Source organism: Aurantiacibacter marinus, from assembly GCF_001021555.1.
Taxonomy (GTDB): Bacteria; Pseudomonadota; Alphaproteobacteria; order Sphingomonadales; family Sphingomonadaceae; genus Alteraurantiacibacter; species Alteraurantiacibacter marinus.
The window spans coordinates 1,247,920-1,261,627 of record NZ_LDCP01000001.1 but is presented as its reverse complement, the minus strand read 5'-3'; the positions used below and the strand labels follow the sequence as shown (position 1 = coordinate 1,261,627).

Annotated in this window: 22 protein-coding genes; 14 read left to right on the top strand and 8 right to left on the bottom strand. The window is 59.3% G+C overall.

Features of this window, described 5'->3' with window-relative positions:
* Nucleotides 1–20: 20 nt before the first annotated feature.
* The 4 genes from AB731_RS06075 to pspF form a co-directional block, all read right to left on the bottom strand.
* Nucleotides 21–773 carry a DUF448 domain-containing protein gene (locus tag AB731_RS06075; RefSeq protein WP_047092012.1) on the bottom strand — a complete coding sequence of 251 codons (753 nt, stop codon included), beginning with the start codon at nt 771–773 and terminating at the stop codon, nt 21–23.
* A complete protein-coding gene (gene nusA / locus AB731_RS06070) occupies nt 754–2,466 on the bottom strand; it encodes a transcription termination factor NusA (protein ID WP_047092013.1) in 1,713 nt (570 codons plus the stop codon). Before nusA ends, AB731_RS06075 begins: the two co-directional genes overlap by 20 nt.
* The gene (gene rimP, locus AB731_RS06065; RefSeq protein ID WP_047092014.1) at nt 2,466–3,026 is read right to left on the bottom strand and encodes a ribosome maturation protein RimP; all 561 of its coding nucleotides are present in this window, start codon (nt 3,024–3,026) and stop codon (nt 2,466–2,468) included. Before rimP ends, nusA begins: the two co-directional genes overlap by 1 nt.
* Nucleotides 3,027–3,177: 151 nt before the next feature.
* Nucleotides 3,178–4,203, bottom strand: a complete 1,026-nt coding sequence (pspF, locus tag AB731_RS06060; RefSeq protein ID WP_047092015.1) for a phage shock protein operon transcriptional activator — start codon at nt 4,201–4,203, stop codon at nt 3,178–3,180.
* A 154-nt stretch (nt 4,204–4,357) separates the two neighbouring features.
* Here pspF and AB731_RS13970 point away from each other — a divergent pair, with 154 nt between their 5' ends.
* The 13 genes from AB731_RS13970 to AB731_RS13795 all read left to right on the top strand — a co-directional run bounded on the left by AB731_RS13970 (nt 4,358) and on the right by AB731_RS13795 (nt 9,868).
* Nucleotides 4,358–4,513: a hypothetical protein gene (locus AB731_RS13970; RefSeq protein ID WP_156167376.1), complete on the top strand. Its 156-nt coding sequence runs from the start codon at nt 4,358–4,360 to the stop codon at nt 4,511–4,513.
* A complete protein-coding gene (gene pspA, locus AB731_RS06055; RefSeq protein ID WP_407921635.1) occupies nt 4,510–5,346 on the top strand; it encodes a phage shock protein PspA in 837 nt (278 codons plus the stop codon). The genes AB731_RS13970 and pspA overlap by 4 nt, the downstream gene beginning before the upstream one ends.
* 2 nt (nt 5,347–5,348) lie before the next feature.
* The gene (pspB, locus tag AB731_RS06050; RefSeq protein ID WP_047092016.1) at nt 5,349–5,645 is read left to right on the top strand and encodes an envelope stress response membrane protein PspB; all 297 of its coding nucleotides are present in this window, start codon (nt 5,349–5,351) and stop codon (nt 5,643–5,645) included.
* Nucleotides 5,642–6,019: an envelope stress response membrane protein PspC gene (gene pspC / locus AB731_RS06045; protein ID WP_047092017.1), complete on the top strand. Its 378-nt coding sequence runs from the start codon at nt 5,642–5,644 to the stop codon at nt 6,017–6,019. The genes pspB and pspC overlap by 4 nt, the downstream gene beginning before the upstream one ends.
* 27 nt (nt 6,020–6,046) lie before the next feature.
* Nucleotides 6,047–6,355, top strand: a complete 309-nt coding sequence (locus tag AB731_RS06040) for a hypothetical protein (protein WP_047092018.1) — start codon at nt 6,047–6,049, stop codon at nt 6,353–6,355.
* Nucleotides 6,355–6,714: a hypothetical protein gene (locus AB731_RS06035; protein ID WP_047092019.1), complete on the top strand. Its 360-nt coding sequence runs from the start codon at nt 6,355–6,357 to the stop codon at nt 6,712–6,714. The genes AB731_RS06040 and AB731_RS06035 overlap by 1 nt, the downstream gene beginning before the upstream one ends.
* The gene (locus AB731_RS06030) at nt 6,714–7,031 is read left to right on the top strand and encodes a hypothetical protein (protein WP_047092020.1); all 318 of its coding nucleotides are present in this window, start codon (nt 6,714–6,716) and stop codon (nt 7,029–7,031) included. Before AB731_RS06035 ends, AB731_RS06030 begins: the two co-directional genes overlap by 1 nt.
* Nucleotides 7,031–7,324, top strand: a complete 294-nt coding sequence (locus AB731_RS06025) for a hypothetical protein (RefSeq protein WP_047092021.1) — start codon at nt 7,031–7,033, stop codon at nt 7,322–7,324. Before AB731_RS06030 ends, AB731_RS06025 begins: the two co-directional genes overlap by 1 nt.
* Nucleotides 7,321–7,572, top strand: coding sequence for a hypothetical protein (locus tag AB731_RS06020; protein ID WP_047092022.1), 252 nt, complete (start codon nt 7,321–7,323; stop codon nt 7,570–7,572). Before AB731_RS06025 ends, AB731_RS06020 begins: the two co-directional genes overlap by 4 nt.
* A gap of 34 nt (nt 7,573–7,606) precedes the next feature.
* Nucleotides 7,607–7,852, top strand: a complete 246-nt coding sequence (locus AB731_RS06015; protein WP_052768803.1) for a hypothetical protein — start codon at nt 7,607–7,609, stop codon at nt 7,850–7,852.
* A gap of 24 nt (nt 7,853–7,876) precedes the next feature.
* A complete protein-coding gene (locus AB731_RS06010) occupies nt 7,877–8,284 on the top strand; it encodes a SufE family protein (protein WP_047092023.1) in 408 nt (135 codons plus the stop codon).
* A 118-nt stretch (nt 8,285–8,402) separates the two neighbouring features.
* Nucleotides 8,403–9,632 carry a DUF3422 domain-containing protein gene (locus AB731_RS06005; protein WP_047092024.1) on the top strand — a complete coding sequence of 410 codons (1,230 nt, stop codon included), beginning with the start codon at nt 8,403–8,405 and terminating at the stop codon, nt 9,630–9,632.
* Between the two features lie 77 nt (nt 9,633–9,709).
* A complete protein-coding gene (locus AB731_RS13795; protein ID WP_047092025.1) occupies nt 9,710–9,868 on the top strand; it encodes a YqaE/Pmp3 family membrane protein in 159 nt (52 codons plus the stop codon).
* A gap of 67 nt (nt 9,869–9,935) precedes the next feature.
* Here the strand turns inward: AB731_RS13795 and AB731_RS05995 are convergent, their stop codons facing one another.
* From AB731_RS05995 to AB731_RS05980, 4 genes are all read right to left on the bottom strand, one after another.
* A complete protein-coding gene (locus AB731_RS05995; RefSeq protein WP_047092026.1) occupies nt 9,936–10,337 on the bottom strand; it encodes a hypothetical protein in 402 nt (133 codons plus the stop codon).
* Between the two features lie 12 nt (nt 10,338–10,349).
* On the bottom strand, nt 10,350–10,868 hold the full coding sequence (locus AB731_RS05990; protein ID WP_047092027.1) for a sterol desaturase family protein: 519 nt from the start codon (nt 10,866–10,868) through the stop codon (nt 10,350–10,352).
* A 2-nt stretch (nt 10,869–10,870) separates the two neighbouring features.
* A complete protein-coding gene (locus AB731_RS05985) occupies nt 10,871–11,641 on the bottom strand; it encodes a fatty acid desaturase (protein ID WP_047092028.1) in 771 nt (256 codons plus the stop codon).
* Nucleotides 11,642–11,709: 68 nt separating this feature from the next.
* A complete protein-coding gene (locus tag AB731_RS05980; RefSeq protein ID WP_047092029.1) occupies nt 11,710–12,114 on the bottom strand; it encodes an acyl-CoA thioesterase in 405 nt (134 codons plus the stop codon).
* A gap of 99 nt (nt 12,115–12,213) precedes the next feature.
* Between AB731_RS05980 and leuC the strand changes: the two genes are divergently transcribed.
* Complete coding sequence (gene leuC / locus AB731_RS05975) at nt 12,214–13,656, top strand: 3-isopropylmalate dehydratase large subunit (RefSeq protein WP_047092030.1); 1,443 nt, start codon at nt 12,214–12,216, stop codon at nt 13,654–13,656.
* The last annotated feature ends 52 nt before the right edge of the window (nt 13,657–13,708 follow it).

Here is a 13,708-nt window from a genome sequence, read left to right as displayed (position 1 = left end):
AGTCCTTCAAAATCAATCAATCACGCGGAAAGGCCGGCAGCAGTTTTACTGCCAGCTTCTTCGCTTGTCCCGGCCACATCTGCGGCCCCAAGATAGGTCTGCAAGCGCCCCAGCGGGATCGCTACCCGCTGCGCCGATTGGTAATCGGCTAACGCCAGATGGACGACATTGTCGCGGCCCAATGCCACAGACAGGGCCTCCCGGTCCAGTGTAAGCCGCGTTCCGGTTTTTCCCGAACCTTCAGCATCACTGCCGACGCGCCATGCCTGGTCCAGCTTCTTGCAGCCGTCTTCGCTGGCATCGACCGCGTGATAAAGCGCAGATACCCGGCCCATGCGCGCTTCCTGCGCAATCCGGTCAGACCCGAGAATAAGGCGTCCGGAGCGCATTTCCAACCCAAGCCGCTGTAGGAAAGCGCGTTTTAGTGCGTTTTCCGTCATGGCAGGAAGATCGTCTGGAATGGCGAGCTTGCCGGTTTTGCCCAGTTTGAATGCCCGCGACAGTGCGCCGCGCAATTTGCCAGAGGCCATGGCCTCAGTCAGCGCATCGCGCGAAACGCCGATCCACGCACCCCGGCCCGGAGCCTTGGCCAGCGGATCGGGCGCCACGTGGCTGACCCCATCATCATCGGCAGGCGACAAGGCAAGGCGCACGAGATCATCCCGCGCAGAGCTTTCTCCGCTCAGCACGCAGCGGCGTTCGCTCCCGCTTTCGCGAGAAACGCCGGTGTCGGTTTTAGGCGAGCCTAATGGGTCACGTTGAGGATTCCGCATCGGCGGCCTCCTCTGCTTGGGGCTCAGCGTCAGCAGCCGGAGCGGCCTCTTCTTCAACCTTGGTGTCTGCGTCGGCAGCCGGGGCGGCCTCTGCTGTGTCCTCATCTTCAAACCAGTGCGCACGCGCGGCCATGATGATTTCGTTGCCCTGCTCTTCAGACAGACCGAACACGCCAAGCACGCCGCCCTTGTCTTCAGCGCGCTGCGGACGGCGCTGCGGCGGACCATCTTCGGTCTTGCGGCGACGCGGCGCTTCACGCTTCTTGGCGATCAGTTCATCGGTGGCCAGATCGGCCAGATCGTCCAGCGTCTTGATATCGGCCTTGCCCAGCACCACCAGCATTTGCTCAGTCAGGTGCGGCAGTTCAGCCAGATCATCTTCAACGCCAAGTTCACGGCGAGCAGTCCGGAAGGTTTCTTCCTGACGCTGCAACGCTTCCTGGGCGCGGCTTTGCAGTTCTTCGGCCAGTTCGTCGTCAAAGCCTTCGATGCTGGCGAGTTCGGCCAGTTCGACATAGGCGACTTCTTCCAGCTCCACGAAACCTTCGGCAACCAGCAGCTGCGACAGGGTTTCGTCGACGTCCAGTTCTTCTTCGAACATCTTGGAACGCTCGGCAAATTCCTTGCTGCGCTTTTCCGAAGATTCCTCTTCGGTCATGATGTCGATCTGGCTGTCGGTCAGTTGGCTGGCGAGCCGCACGTTCTGGCCGCGGCGACCGATGGCGAGCGAAAGCTGGTCATCGGGGACAACCACTTCGATGCGGCTTTCGTCCTCGTCCAGCACCACGCGCGACACGGTAGCCGGCTGCAATGCGTTAACGACGAAGGTGGCGGTGTCTTCCGACCATGGAATAATGTCGATCTTTTCGCCCTGCAATTCCTGCACCACCGCCTGAACGCGGCTGCCCTTCATGCCGACGCAGGCGCCGACGGGGTCGATGGAGGAATCGTGGCTGATCACGCCAATCTTGGCACGGCTGCCGGGATCGCGGGCCGCAGCCTTGATCTCGATAATGCCGTCGTAGATTTCCGGCACTTCCTGCGCGAAGAGCTTGCGCATGAAATCAGGGCTGGAGCGGCTGAGGAAAATCTGCGGGCCGCGGTTGTTGCGTTCGACCTTGCTGATCAGCGCGCGGACGCGCTCACCCACACGGGCAGCTTCGCGCGGGATCTGCTGATCACGGCGGATCACACCTTCGGCGCGGCCGAGGTTGACGATCACATGGCCGAATTCCACCGACTTGATAACGCCGGTGATGACTTCGCCTGCGCGGTCCTTGAATTCTTCAAACTGGCGTTCACGCTCCGCATCGCGGACCTTTTGGAAGATCACCTGCTTCGCGCTTTGCGCATCGATGCGTCCCAGATCGTCCATGGCGGGAAGCGGATCGACGATGAAGTCGCCCACTACGCTACCCGGCTCCAGCTTTTCAGCCTGTTCCAGATCGACCTGCTTGAAGTAGTCCTCGACTTCCTCGACCACTTCGACAACGCGCCACAAGCGCAGATCACCGGTAACCGGATCCAGCTTGGCGCGAATATCGTTTTCCTGGCCGAAACGCGCACGCGCGGCCTTCTGGATTGCTTCTTCCATCGCTTCGATCACGATGCCTTTGTCGATCATCTTTTCCGATGCGACGGCATTTGCAATTGCAAGCAGTTCCGCTTTGTTAGCTGAAATGGGGCTGGCCATCAGGATTGAGCCTCTTCTTCCTCGTTGGATTCTTCAATATCGTCGACACCGCTCATATCGAGCGGCTGGGTAGCGGCAATCAGTCTGTTTGTCAGGACAAGCTGCGCCGAATGAATGGTGCTGAGCGGAACCGCAACCTCGCCGGATGTCTTATCCGCGATGGTGACAGTCTCGCCTTCGATGCCAACAAGCTCCCCATGGAGCTTGCGGTGGCCGTGGACTTTCTCGGCAAGGTTGATCCGAGCTTCATGTCCGGCCCAATTAACGTAATCCTTGGCGCGGGTCAGCGGGCGATCGATGCCGGGGCTGCTGACTTCGAGGTGATAGGCGCCTTTCACAAGTTCCTCGCCCTCTTCTTCAAGAGCGTCGATCCGGGCGGAAATGGCGCGCGACAACTTCGCGCACTGCGCAACGATCAACTGACCGTTTTCCGGGTCTTCCGCCATCACCTGCAACGTGCGCTCCAGGCCAGAGCCGGTCAATTTCACGCGCACAAGCTCGAAACCGAGAGCTTCGGCTTCGGGTTCAAATACTTCAATCAGGCGCGCAATATCGGCCACACGGTCTCCATCATTGGATCGGCAGTGTCATGACAAACCGGTTTCGCGCCGGCCCCTTTCGGCGCCAGCCCCACTCTGTCAGACAATGTCGGGATGGCGGCTATGTAGGGCGAGCCGCGCAGGAAAGCAATATGCGAAATTGGTGCGCGCTTCAGTTCGCCGCGATGTCGTGCTTCTTTATGCAGTGGCGCAGCTGGTCGTAACTCAGACCCAGCGCTTTCGCAGTCTGGCGCTGGTTCCAGCGGTTTGCGCCCAGTGCATGTTCGACGATAGCGCGTTCATGCGCGTCCACTGCAGCGCGCAGGTCGTTTACATCGTCAAAGCGCGGCGCGGCTGGCGCAGGTTTTGCAGCCACCCTCCCCGTCTTGTCATGCTCATGCTGCGCGGCAACGGGAAGCGGCTTCCACGGACTGTCGAACGGATCGAACACGACTTCACCGACAGGCTGTTCCCAATTGTCCCAGCGGTAAATCGCGCGCTCTGTTACATTGCGCAATTCGCGGACATTGCCGGGCCAGGGATGATCTTCCATCGCCTGGGCAATGTGATCGGCAAAACCGGGCCACTGTTCCCAGCCCAGTTCCGCTGCCATGCGCCTGCCGAAATAATCGGCCAGCACCTGAATGTCTCCTTCGCGCACCCGCAGAGGGGGCAGAGTGATGACTTCGAAGGTAAGCCGGTCGAGCAGATCGGCGCGAAACGTGCCTTCCTCCGCACGGCGCGGCAGGTCTTCATTGGTGGCCGCGACGATCCGCACATCGACTTGCGTCGGGCGCGATGATCCGATGCGGGTCACTTCGCCATATTCCACCGCGCGAAGCAGCCTTTCCTGTGCGCCCATGGACAGCGTGCCCAGTTCGTCGAGAAATAACGTGCCTCCGTCGGCTTCTTCGAAACGGCCCTCGCGCGCTCTGGTAGCGCCGGTGAATGCACCCTGTTCATGGCCGAACAGTTCGGCTTCGATCAGGGTTTCGGGCAAAGCCGCGCAGTTCATCGTGACCAGCGGATTTTCCCAGCGATTGGACAGGCGGTGAAGACGTTCGGCAATCAGTTCCTTGCCGGTCCCGCGCTCTCCGATCACGAGCACGGGCCGCGCCATCGGAGCAGCTTTACTGGCCCGCTCCACCGCATCGAGAAAAGCACCCGACTGGCCGATAAACTGGTTCTTCTGCTCCATGACCCAATATATAGGGAAATTTCCCACATCTTGGCAAGCAGAACCACATTGCGTTACGCCGCGTTACCAAAAACCCGCAGAAATCCGCCATTCCGAACATCTGGCACGGGTGTTGCTATTAATCGGATGTACAGAATTTCAGGAGGGTTTCACAATGTTCAATCACAGCTTCTTCTCCAGCAAGGTAGGACACGCCGCGATGGTTAGCGTGATGGCAATGGTTGCATTCACCGTTTTCGCGCAGATGCAGTCCGATGTGTCAGACGCTGACGCCATTTTGAGCCTTGCCACTGTTGGCGAACTGGCGTGAGCGACGAGAACAACAACCCCCTAGCGCCGATTGGCGACGGGCTGAAGCGCGCGGGAACGCGGCTCGATCAGGAAATCGAGCGCCTGCGCACCAGCCCCACCCCAACCGCGCGCGCACTTAACTCTGGAGGAAACTGGATGGGCATTTTTAGCCGCACCCGTGATATTATCGCTGCCAACTTCAACGAGCTGCTCGACCAGGCGGACGACCCCACGAAGATGATCCGCATGATTATCCTCGAGATGGAAGAAACGCTGGTCGAAGTTCGGGCAAGCGCGGCGCGCACCATTGCCGATCAGAAGGAAATGCATCGCCACACGGTGAAGCTGGACCGCTTGCAGGCCGACTGGGGCGAAAAGGCCCAGCTGGCGCTCAGCAAGGACCGCGAAGACCTGGCGCGCGCTGCGCTGATGGAAAAGCGCAAAGCGACCGACATGATTGATCAGCTGAAGCAGGAAATGGCTGTGCTGGACGATGCATTGCGCGCTTACGAACAGGATATTGCCAAGTTGCAGAACCGCTTGCGCGAAGCCCGCAGCCGCCAGACCCAGATCGCGGCCCGCCTGGAAAGCGCGGAAAACCGTGTGAAGCTGCGCAGCCTGATGACGAACGAACGCGTGGACGATGCACTCACTCGCTTCGACCAGCTCGAACGCCGTGTCGATTACGCCGAAGGGCGCGCAGATTCGCTGCAGATTGCCCAGGGCAGCAGCGGCAGCCTCGCCGATGAATTCGCAGCGCTGGAAGGCGGCGACAAGGTGGACGAGGAACTGGAAGAAATGAAGCGCGCGCTTGGCAAAGGCGGCGACGTTAAAAAGATCGAAGGGGAATAAACGTGGAAGAAATCATCATCATACCGGCCATTTTCATCGGCCTGCCGTGGGTGATCCTCCATTACGTAACAAAATGGAAAACCGCCGCAACCATCACCACCGATGACGAGGCGCTGCTGGAAGACCTCTACAGTCTGGCCAAGCGTCTGGATGAGCGGATGGACACGGTTGAACGTCTGGTCGCGCATGACAATGCCGATTTCCAGCCCGCCCGCATCCAGCACAACAAGGAAGCGGACAATGTGCCGCTCCGCGAACTGGAAGAAATGCTCGCCGCAAAGAAGGGAGAACGCGCATGAATACCCCCCGCACCACGCTTTACCGTGACAAGCAGAATGGCAAGCTCATGGGCGTTTGCTCCGGCATCGCCGACTACACCGGGGTCAACGCAATCTGGGTCCGTCTGGCAACCATTGTGCTGACAATAACGATGGGTTGGCCGTTCCTGATCTATATCGTCATGGGCGTCCTGCTGAGCAAGAAGCCGGCGCATCTTTACTCCGCCGATCCGGGTGAGAACCAGTACTGGCAGGGTGTTCGGCAGAATCCGAAACGCACGGCCCGCGAAATCCGCGGCCAGATGAAGGATGTCGATCGCCGGCTGGCCGAGGTTGAAAGCTACTACGTCAGTTCTAACCCGCGCCTGACTTCCGAAATCGAGCGCCTGCGCTGAAACATTTGCATACGAGGGGACGTTACGATGGGTGAACTTGCACTGCTGATACCAATTCTGGGCGTGAGCATCCCGATCATCGCGATCTGGACCAGCCACCAGCGCAAAATGGCGGAAATGCGCATCGGCGCCACTGCCGAACACACCGCCGAAATGGCCGCCCAATATGCCGCCAAGACGCAAGCGCTGGAAGACCGGGTGCAAGTGCTGGAACGCATCGTCACCGACCGCGGATATGATGTCGCAACCCAGATCGAAGCATTGCGGGACACCCGTGACGTGGAGGCCAGAAGCAGCGGCGTACAGATGAACTTTGATCAGAAGGAAAAGGCATAATGGATTGGGGCAGCCCTGAATTCGTCATCGCGATCATCGCCGTCAGCACGCTTGGCTGGCTGATCAACAACTGGATCCGCGCCAAGCACGGCTATTCGCTGGAAGACGAATGGGGCGGCAAGACCGAACCACGCGTCCAGCGCGATGATAATGCGCTGCAAGAAGCGAACCAGAAGCTGCTGCAAACGATGGAAAAGATGCAGGACCGCATGGTCGTGCTGGAACGCATCGTTACAGACAAAGGCTACACCGTGGCCGAAGAAATCGAGGCGCTGCGTGATGCGCCGCCTGCAAGGAATGCCGCTCCGGCAACGGACAGCGGCGTACAGATGAACTTTGAACAGAAGGAACAGGTTTAATGGATTTGAGCATCATCACACCCGCAGTTCTGGGCGTTGGCGTTGTTTCGCTATCCGTGGCCTGGGTGATCAACACCTTCATTCGCGTGCGCCACGGTTATCCGCTGGAAAACAGCTGGGGCAAGGCCGTCTATCCCAAGGGCGCTGAAAACGAGGAGCGCGTGAAGCTGCTCAGCCAGGAAAACGCTGCCCTTCGCGCCGAACTTGGCTCCATCAAGGACCGCATGGCCAATGTGGAGCGGATTGTGACCGACAGCGGATACCAGCTGACCCATGACATCGAGAGCCTGCGTGGTTCCAAGACGGAGGCCAACTGATGGGTGAACTGGTCGTCATATTCACTTTCATTCTGCTCGCGGCCTCTCTGGTTTTTGCCATGGGGCAGAAATTTCACCAGCGGGCAGTCGATCATGAGCAGCGCAAGCTGGAGCTGGAATTGCAGATCGAGCAGGCGAAAAAGGGCCAGGCTGGCGCACGCAATCAGGATTTCCAGCAAATGGAAGATCGCCTGCGCGTGCTGGAACGCATCGCCACTGATCCTTCCGCCGACATATCGCGCCAGATCGAAAATTTGCGCGAAATCAAGGTTGATGGAGAGAAAGTCGCATGAGCTTTTATAGTGCCATCGTACTGATCGTGCTGATTGTGGTCGCGGCTGGCGTGTTTCGATCACGTAGCGGGAAAAATAACGAAATCCGCCACGTTCATGATGATCCGCAGCAGGTGTCCAGCCTGCGCGAGAAGGAACTGGAAAACGAAGTCGAAAGCCTGCGGGAGCGGGTGAAAGTGCTGGAACGCATCGCCACAGATCCATCGCGGCGCACCGCCGAAGAAATTGAAAAACTGCGGGACGAATAGGAATATCGCAAATGGCAAGCTCGGCAGGGAGAACATGATGATGATGGAAATCGACATGATTGTTGCTGCAACCGTGCTGGTTGCGCTGGTGATTACCGCGGGAACCATGCTGCTGGGATGGCAAGGATGGCTCGCGCTGAAGAACCGCGAACTGGAACTGCGCCGCCTGCCGCCGGAAATGGAGCACGGCTCTCCCGAGGGAATGGCCCGCATCGAAATCGCGGACCTGAAAGAACGCATCCGCAAGCTGGAAGCGATCGCCAGCGGGGTGGACCTCTGAGGCGAAACGCCTACATGCGCATGCATGCGCACACTTGAAGACATCCACGAAGAGTATGATTTCCTCGATGCTGACGAACGGTATCGTCTGCTGATCGAGCTGGGCCGCGATCTGGAGGAGATGCCAGCAGCGCTGCAAACGGACGCCACTCTGGTGCGCGGCTGTTCGGCGCAGGTATGGGTCTATCCTACGGGAGAGGCAGACAAATTGCATTTCCTGGCAGACAGCAACGCGGCCATTACCAAAGGCATCGTCGCGCTGGTTATTGCCGCCGTGCAGGACAAACCCGCAAGCGAAGTGGCACAGATGGATGTGGCGCAGGCACTCGCGCCATTCGATCTGAAGAACCAGCTCAGTTCGCAGCGCACCCAAGGCGTGCCGAACATGATCGCACTGGTGCGTGAACACGCGGCCCGCCTTGCCGCTGGCTGAACCGCTGAATGTTCCGCTGATTGGGCCGCGCAACTGGCAATGGGCCGCACGCCCTTTGGTATAGATTGCAGCGCGCCACCGCCCGTGCCATCCTCCGCGGTGGTATCAGGGGACAGAAATGCGCGAACATGAACTCAGGCGGCGCGTCGTATCGGAAATGCATTTGCGCCGCTGGCCGCAGCTCAGTGTGCCGGGCAAGGTGTTGCAATGGGTTCTTGTTGTCGAAAAGGACGAGCGCAGCGCGGAGGCCGAGTATCTCGACCATATGTTGCCCGCCCCGCTCGACAATCCCGGCGCAGCGCATCGCTCCGGCCAGTTTGCACCCGGCGTCTCCATTGCCTGGGAACGGCATAGCGAAGGCAGCAGCCTTGCGCTGTTTGCCGAAGGAACCGATCCTGACCTGACTGCCGCAATGGGCTGGGCCACCGGCCTGCCGGGCCGGATAGTACGTGCGACCAGCCTGACGCTGGTAAAGGATGAGCGCGCCGCCACACGCCTGCTGCCCAAGATGAATTTCAATTCCGACGAAATCGTCAGCTGCATGATCAGCGGCAAAGCGCGCATCTGGGCGGATTTCAGGCTTCAGGGTGACGGATTTGGCCATTTGCTCGTCGCGCAGAATGGCCTCGATGACCGCGATTTCACCCGCACGGTGCAGCGGCTTCAGGATTTGGGCAATTACCGCAACAAGGCGCTGCTGGGTCTGCCCGAAGCGCAAAAGAACTGGCCGCAGCTGGACGATATCGAACACAAGCTGGCCGATCTGGCGGACCGGCTGTGCGCCAAGACAGGGCGCGATGATGATTTGATGAGTGAATTGTCGGCGCTTTCCCTGCAGCTGTCCACGGTGGCAACTTCAACCGGATATCGGATGAGCGCCACGCGCGCTTACGCGCAGTTGGTGCAGGAACGGCTGGAGGAATTGCAGGTCCAGCCTCTGGACGGCTACGCCTCGCTCAACACTTTCACCAAACGCCGCTTCCAGCCCGCTGTGCGGTTTTGCGATGCGCTGGTCGTGCGCGAACAGCAATTGTCGGAACGCGCCGACCGGCTCGGCAGCCTGCTGCGCGCACGGATCGACACGCGGATCGAAAACCAGAACGCCGAACTGATGCGCAGCATGGAACGCTCCAGCAAGCTCCAATTGCGGCTGCAACAGCTGGTCGAGGGCCTGTCCGTCGTCGCGCTCAGTTATTATCTGCTCGGACTCGTCCAGTGGGGCTTGCGGGGGTTTGACGGCGTGGATGTGGAACGCACGTTGGCCATTCTGGTCGTGCCGACAGTGCTGACAATGTGGATCGGCGTTCGCGTTGCGAAGCGGCGGCTGCTCGGTAGCCCGGAAGAGTAACCGGAACGACTCCGCCAACAAGCCGTTGGTTTTCCATATGAACGGCGGGACACCGTCAATTTAGGGAAAACATACAAATGGCAATTCTTGTTCTTATCGCGACTATTCTGCTTCCCCCATTGGGCGTTGCAGCCAAGCACGGCCTTGGCAAGACGACGCTGATCAACCTTGTGCTGACGCTGCTGGGTTTCATCCCGGGCCTGATCCACGGATTGTATGTGAATTACGCTCGCTAAGGCTGGCCATCACATGATGAAAAGGGGCTGCGGACGAAGGTACGCGGCCCCTTTTCGTATCTATAGCCTACCGCTCCACAACGATTTCTGCCTCGCGTTCTTCCTCTGCCTCCGCACCGCCGCGCCGAGTCATTTCGAAGGTGCCGTTCATGTGCAGCAGGCTCCAAACACCGGTGATCCGTTCGCCGCGATCCAACAGTTGACCGACATAATCGACCGGATTTTCGTAACCCCGTGTCGCCTTGCGGTATGTCTTGGTGAAATCGACCGCATCCCCTGCGATCACGCCCACAATCGTCGCTTCTGCCGCGTTGCCTGCCAAATGAATGTCCGGTTCCATGATGAAGCCGGTAAAACTGGTGCCGCGCTGGTTTAGGTTGGCCAGAAACGGAGTGACCGGGCCGCTCCCCGCAGGATAGGAAAACTCCCCGTCCCATTCGCCCGAAAGATCGTTCGTCCGCGACGTCATGCGCGGCTCTTGTCAGGCCCCGGCGCTTTCGCGCACCACGGCGATGCCGGCCTCTCGCTGGCGTTTCAGTTCTGCCTTCAGCTTGGCAGGATCGCGCGCGAACAGGAAGCCGAAGCTGACCCCGCCTTCCTTGCCGATCGTCGCATGATGCAGCTTGTGGGATTGTACCAGCCGCTTGGCATAGCCGCTTTTGGGGACCCATTTGAAATAGCGCTGATGCACGAGCCCATCGTGGATAAGCGTGTAGATCACGCCGTACAGCATGATGCCGATGCCGATCCAGTTGGCCGGTATCCATGCGCTTTCACCCAGCAGGACCGGGCTGCCGATGCCGAACATCGACAGGCTGAAAACTGCGCCGAATATGCCAAACAGATCGTTCTTTTCCAGCGTGTTATCGTGGGGTTCGTGATGGTCGCGGTGCCAGCTCCAGGCAAAGCCATGCATGATATATTTGTGCGAAAACCATGCGACGCATTCCATGAACAGGACGGAGGCGGCGATCAGCAGGAGGATGGCAAAAACAGACATGCTTACTTCCGAATAAGTTGCGCGGACCGGCGATATCGCGGCAACCCCCACCACGGGGTTTGCGGCGACCGATGATGTTCCGCATGATAACCGAAATGGAAGCAGGTGGCGAGGCTTAGCAAAACGGGAAAATCATCGGACCGGGCGTTGTGCCGGTCTTCAAACGCAACACCGCCGTGGCGATGCGGGCGAAAGGTACCGAAATAGAACAATTGCAAGCTGCTGCCGATGGCAGGCAGACCGAATACCAGCACGATCTGCGCCATGGGCACACCCACCACCAGCCAGTAAATGCCCACGACCACATGGACATACAGCAGCGATTGCCAGCCGAAATAGCGCTTGAGAAATGTCCCGTACCAACGCCAGAAACTGGTGGGATTATCGGCGTCGAAATCGGGATCACCTTCCGTCCCCGAATGGCGGTGATGATCGAAATGGGCCTCACGCATTTTGCGCCAGCCAAAACCTGCATAAAGGAACAGCAAGGCTCCGCCGATTGCACCGTTGAGCCGCTTCCAGCCGGGCACCAGCGAACCATGCATCGCATCATGGCTGATGATGAATACACCCACAGACAACCAGCACTGGACCAGTGCAATACCCAGCGCGGCGGGAATATTTGACCAGTTCAATTCGAAAACGAATATCGCATAGAAATGCAGGCCCAGCCAGCCGCCGGCGATCAGTATGGCCAGCGCCAACCCAATGGCCGCTTGCGCCGTCCGTTGCGGATTGCGGGCGTATGAGTTGGAGATGGCCGGGTTTTCCATTTGGTTACGCAGCAGTAGACGTAAATTCGCGCAAATGCAGCATGGGCAAAGGCCCATATGAACGGCTGTTATTTGCGCGGGATGCCGAAATGCGTTTCCGCCACTTCCCGGTTGATGCGCGCGGGGCGCAAGGTTGCCGCGTCAATGCAGCACCACATGGATTCTACCTCTGCCAACACTTCTTCACCGCGGCGTATGACCGTGTTGTAGAAGCTGCGCGCACCGGCAATCTTTTCCAGCACGGTTTCGGCAATCACATCATCGTCGATAAAAGCCGGGCGGCGATAGGTAATCTCATGCTTGAGTGCGACCCACGCCTTGCTCGCCACTTCTTCCGCCGGGGCAAGTTTCTGCCAATGCTGTAGCACAACATCCTGCACCCAATTCAGGTATCGGGCGTTGTTCACATGGCCCATGAAGTCGATATCTTCGGGCAGAATGCGAATAGGAATCGCGAATGGTTTGATTGACATGGTTGTCAATTAGCTACGGAGCCTCGAGATTCCAAGCCGCATGCGGTGAAGCGATTGAATTTCTTGCCGCTCCCCGCACGGTTGGGCTATCAGCATCCCATGGCAAGCAAACCGCGCACTTTGTATGAGAAGATCTGGGATTCGCATGTGGTGGAACGCCGCGATGACGGCACCTGCCTGATCTTCATCGATCGTCACCTTGTACACGAGGTAACCAGCCCGCAGGCGTTTGAAGCGCTACGCATCGCGGGGCGCAAGGTGCGCCGCACCGATCTGACGCTGGCTGTGCCCGATCACAATTTGCCGACTACTGCGCGCCTCGATGCACATGGGCAGCATGTTCCCATTGCCGATCCGCAAAGCGCGCAGCAGCTCGCCACACTTGAAAAGAACGTTGCCGATTTCGGCATCCGCTATTTCAACGCAACAGCGCGCGAACAGGGCATCGTGCATGTCGTCGGGCCGGAGCAGGGTTTCTCCTTGCCCGGAAGCACAATAGTCTGCGGGGATTCCCATACAGCCTCGCATGGCGGGATCGGTGCGCTCGCCTTCGGTATCGGAACGAGCGAGGTCGAACATGTGCTCGCCACGCAAACGCTGCTGCTTACCCCGTCCAAATCCATGGAAGTGCGTGTGGAAGGGCTGCTTGGCCCCGGTGTGACGCCCAAGGACCTTATCCTGCACATTATCGGCGTGCTCGGTACGGCAGGCGGGACCGGCCATGTCATTGAATATCGCGGCAAGGTGTTCGAGGAAATGAGCGTGGAGGGGCGCCTCACAGTCTCCAATATGAGCATTGAGGCAGGCGCACGTGCGGGCCTGATCGCGCCGGACGAAACAACCCTCGCCTACCTGAAGGGCAGGCCACTCGCGCCGCAGGGTGCGGAATGGGATGCAGCAGTGAAATACTGGCGCACTCTGCACACCGATCCGGGTGCAGAATTCGACACATCGGTCTTGATTAACGCCGCCGATATCGCGCCAACCGTCACATGGGGTACCAGCCCCGAAGACGTCGTGCCAATCACCGGGAGCGTGCCCTCCCCCGGCAGTTTTGCCGATCCGTCAAAGCAGCAGGCAGCGGCCAAAAGCCTGGAGTACATGGGCCTTGTTCCCGGCACACCGATGACGGAGATCCCGGTCCAGAACATCTTCATCGGCAGCTGCACCAACAGCCGCATCGAAGACCTGCGCGCTGCGGCAGAGGTGCTGCGGGGACGCCGGATCGCCAGTAATATCAAATGGGCCATTGTCGTACCCGGTTCGGGATTGGTGAAGGAACAAGCCGAGGCGGAAGGGCTGGATAAGGTCTTCACCGATGCCGGGATGGAATGGCGGGAACCCGGCTGTTCAGCCTGTCTGGGCATGAACCCGGACAAGGTTCCCCCCGGGGAATCCTGCGCCTCCACCAGCAACCGCAATTTCATGGGCCGCCAAGGTCCCGGCGCACGCACCCATCTTGTCAGCCCGGCAATGGCAGCGGCAGCAGCAGTGACCGGTCGGCTGGCTGACGTGCGCGATTTCCAGCGCGAGGATGCGTAGCCGTTTTCAAGCACGGCCCGCTTTCAAACACGGCAGCGTACTGGAACTGCGC

Bases quoted from the DNA above. Each gene is read 5' to 3' on its own strand.
- AB731_RS06075 (WP_047092012.1), bottom strand. From the start codon at position 773: ATGCGGAATCCTCAACGTGACCCATTAGGCTCGCCTAAAACCGACACC.
- nusA (WP_047092013.1), bottom strand. From the start codon at position 2,466: ATGGCCAGCCCCATTTCAGCTAACAAAGCGGAACTGCTTGCAATTGCA.
- pspF (WP_047092015.1), bottom strand. From the start codon at position 4,203: ATGGAGCAGAAGAACCAGTTTATCGGCCAGTCGGGTGCTTTTCTCGAT.
- AB731_RS13970 (WP_156167376.1), top strand. From the start codon at position 4,358: ATGTTCAATCACAGCTTCTTCTCCAGCAAGGTAGGACACGCCGCGATG.
- pspC (WP_047092017.1), top strand. From the start codon at position 5,642: ATGAATACCCCCCGCACCACGCTTTACCGTGACAAGCAGAATGGCAAG.
- AB731_RS06040 (WP_047092018.1), top strand. From the start codon at position 6,047: ATGGGTGAACTTGCACTGCTGATACCAATTCTGGGCGTGAGCATCCCG.
- AB731_RS06035 (WP_047092019.1), top strand. From the start codon at position 6,355: ATGGATTGGGGCAGCCCTGAATTCGTCATCGCGATCATCGCCGTCAGC.
- AB731_RS06030 (WP_047092020.1), top strand. From the start codon at position 6,714: ATGGATTTGAGCATCATCACACCCGCAGTTCTGGGCGTTGGCGTTGTT.
- AB731_RS06025 (WP_047092021.1), top strand. From the start codon at position 7,031: ATGGGTGAACTGGTCGTCATATTCACTTTCATTCTGCTCGCGGCCTCT.
- AB731_RS06020 (WP_047092022.1), top strand. From the start codon at position 7,321: ATGAGCTTTTATAGTGCCATCGTACTGATCGTGCTGATTGTGGTCGCG.
- AB731_RS06015 (WP_052768803.1), top strand. From the start codon at position 7,607: ATGATGATGATGGAAATCGACATGATTGTTGCTGCAACCGTGCTGGTT.
- AB731_RS06010 (WP_047092023.1), top strand. From the start codon at position 7,877: ATGCGCACACTTGAAGACATCCACGAAGAGTATGATTTCCTCGATGCT.
- AB731_RS06005 (WP_047092024.1), top strand. From the start codon at position 8,403: ATGCGCGAACATGAACTCAGGCGGCGCGTCGTATCGGAAATGCATTTG.
- AB731_RS13795 (WP_047092025.1), top strand. From the start codon at position 9,710: ATGGCAATTCTTGTTCTTATCGCGACTATTCTGCTTCCCCCATTGGGC.
- AB731_RS05995 (WP_047092026.1), bottom strand. From the start codon at position 10,337: ATGACGTCGCGGACGAACGATCTTTCGGGCGAATGGGACGGGGAGTTT.
- AB731_RS05990 (WP_047092027.1), bottom strand. From the start codon at position 10,868: ATGTCTGTTTTTGCCATCCTCCTGCTGATCGCCGCCTCCGTCCTGTTC.
- AB731_RS05985 (WP_047092028.1), bottom strand. From the start codon at position 11,641: ATGGAAAACCCGGCCATCTCCAACTCATACGCCCGCAATCCGCAACGG.
- AB731_RS05980 (WP_047092029.1), bottom strand. From the start codon at position 12,114: ATGTCAATCAAACCATTCGCGATTCCTATTCGCATTCTGCCCGAAGAT.
- leuC (WP_047092030.1), top strand. From the start codon at position 12,214: ATGGCAAGCAAACCGCGCACTTTGTATGAGAAGATCTGGGATTCGCAT.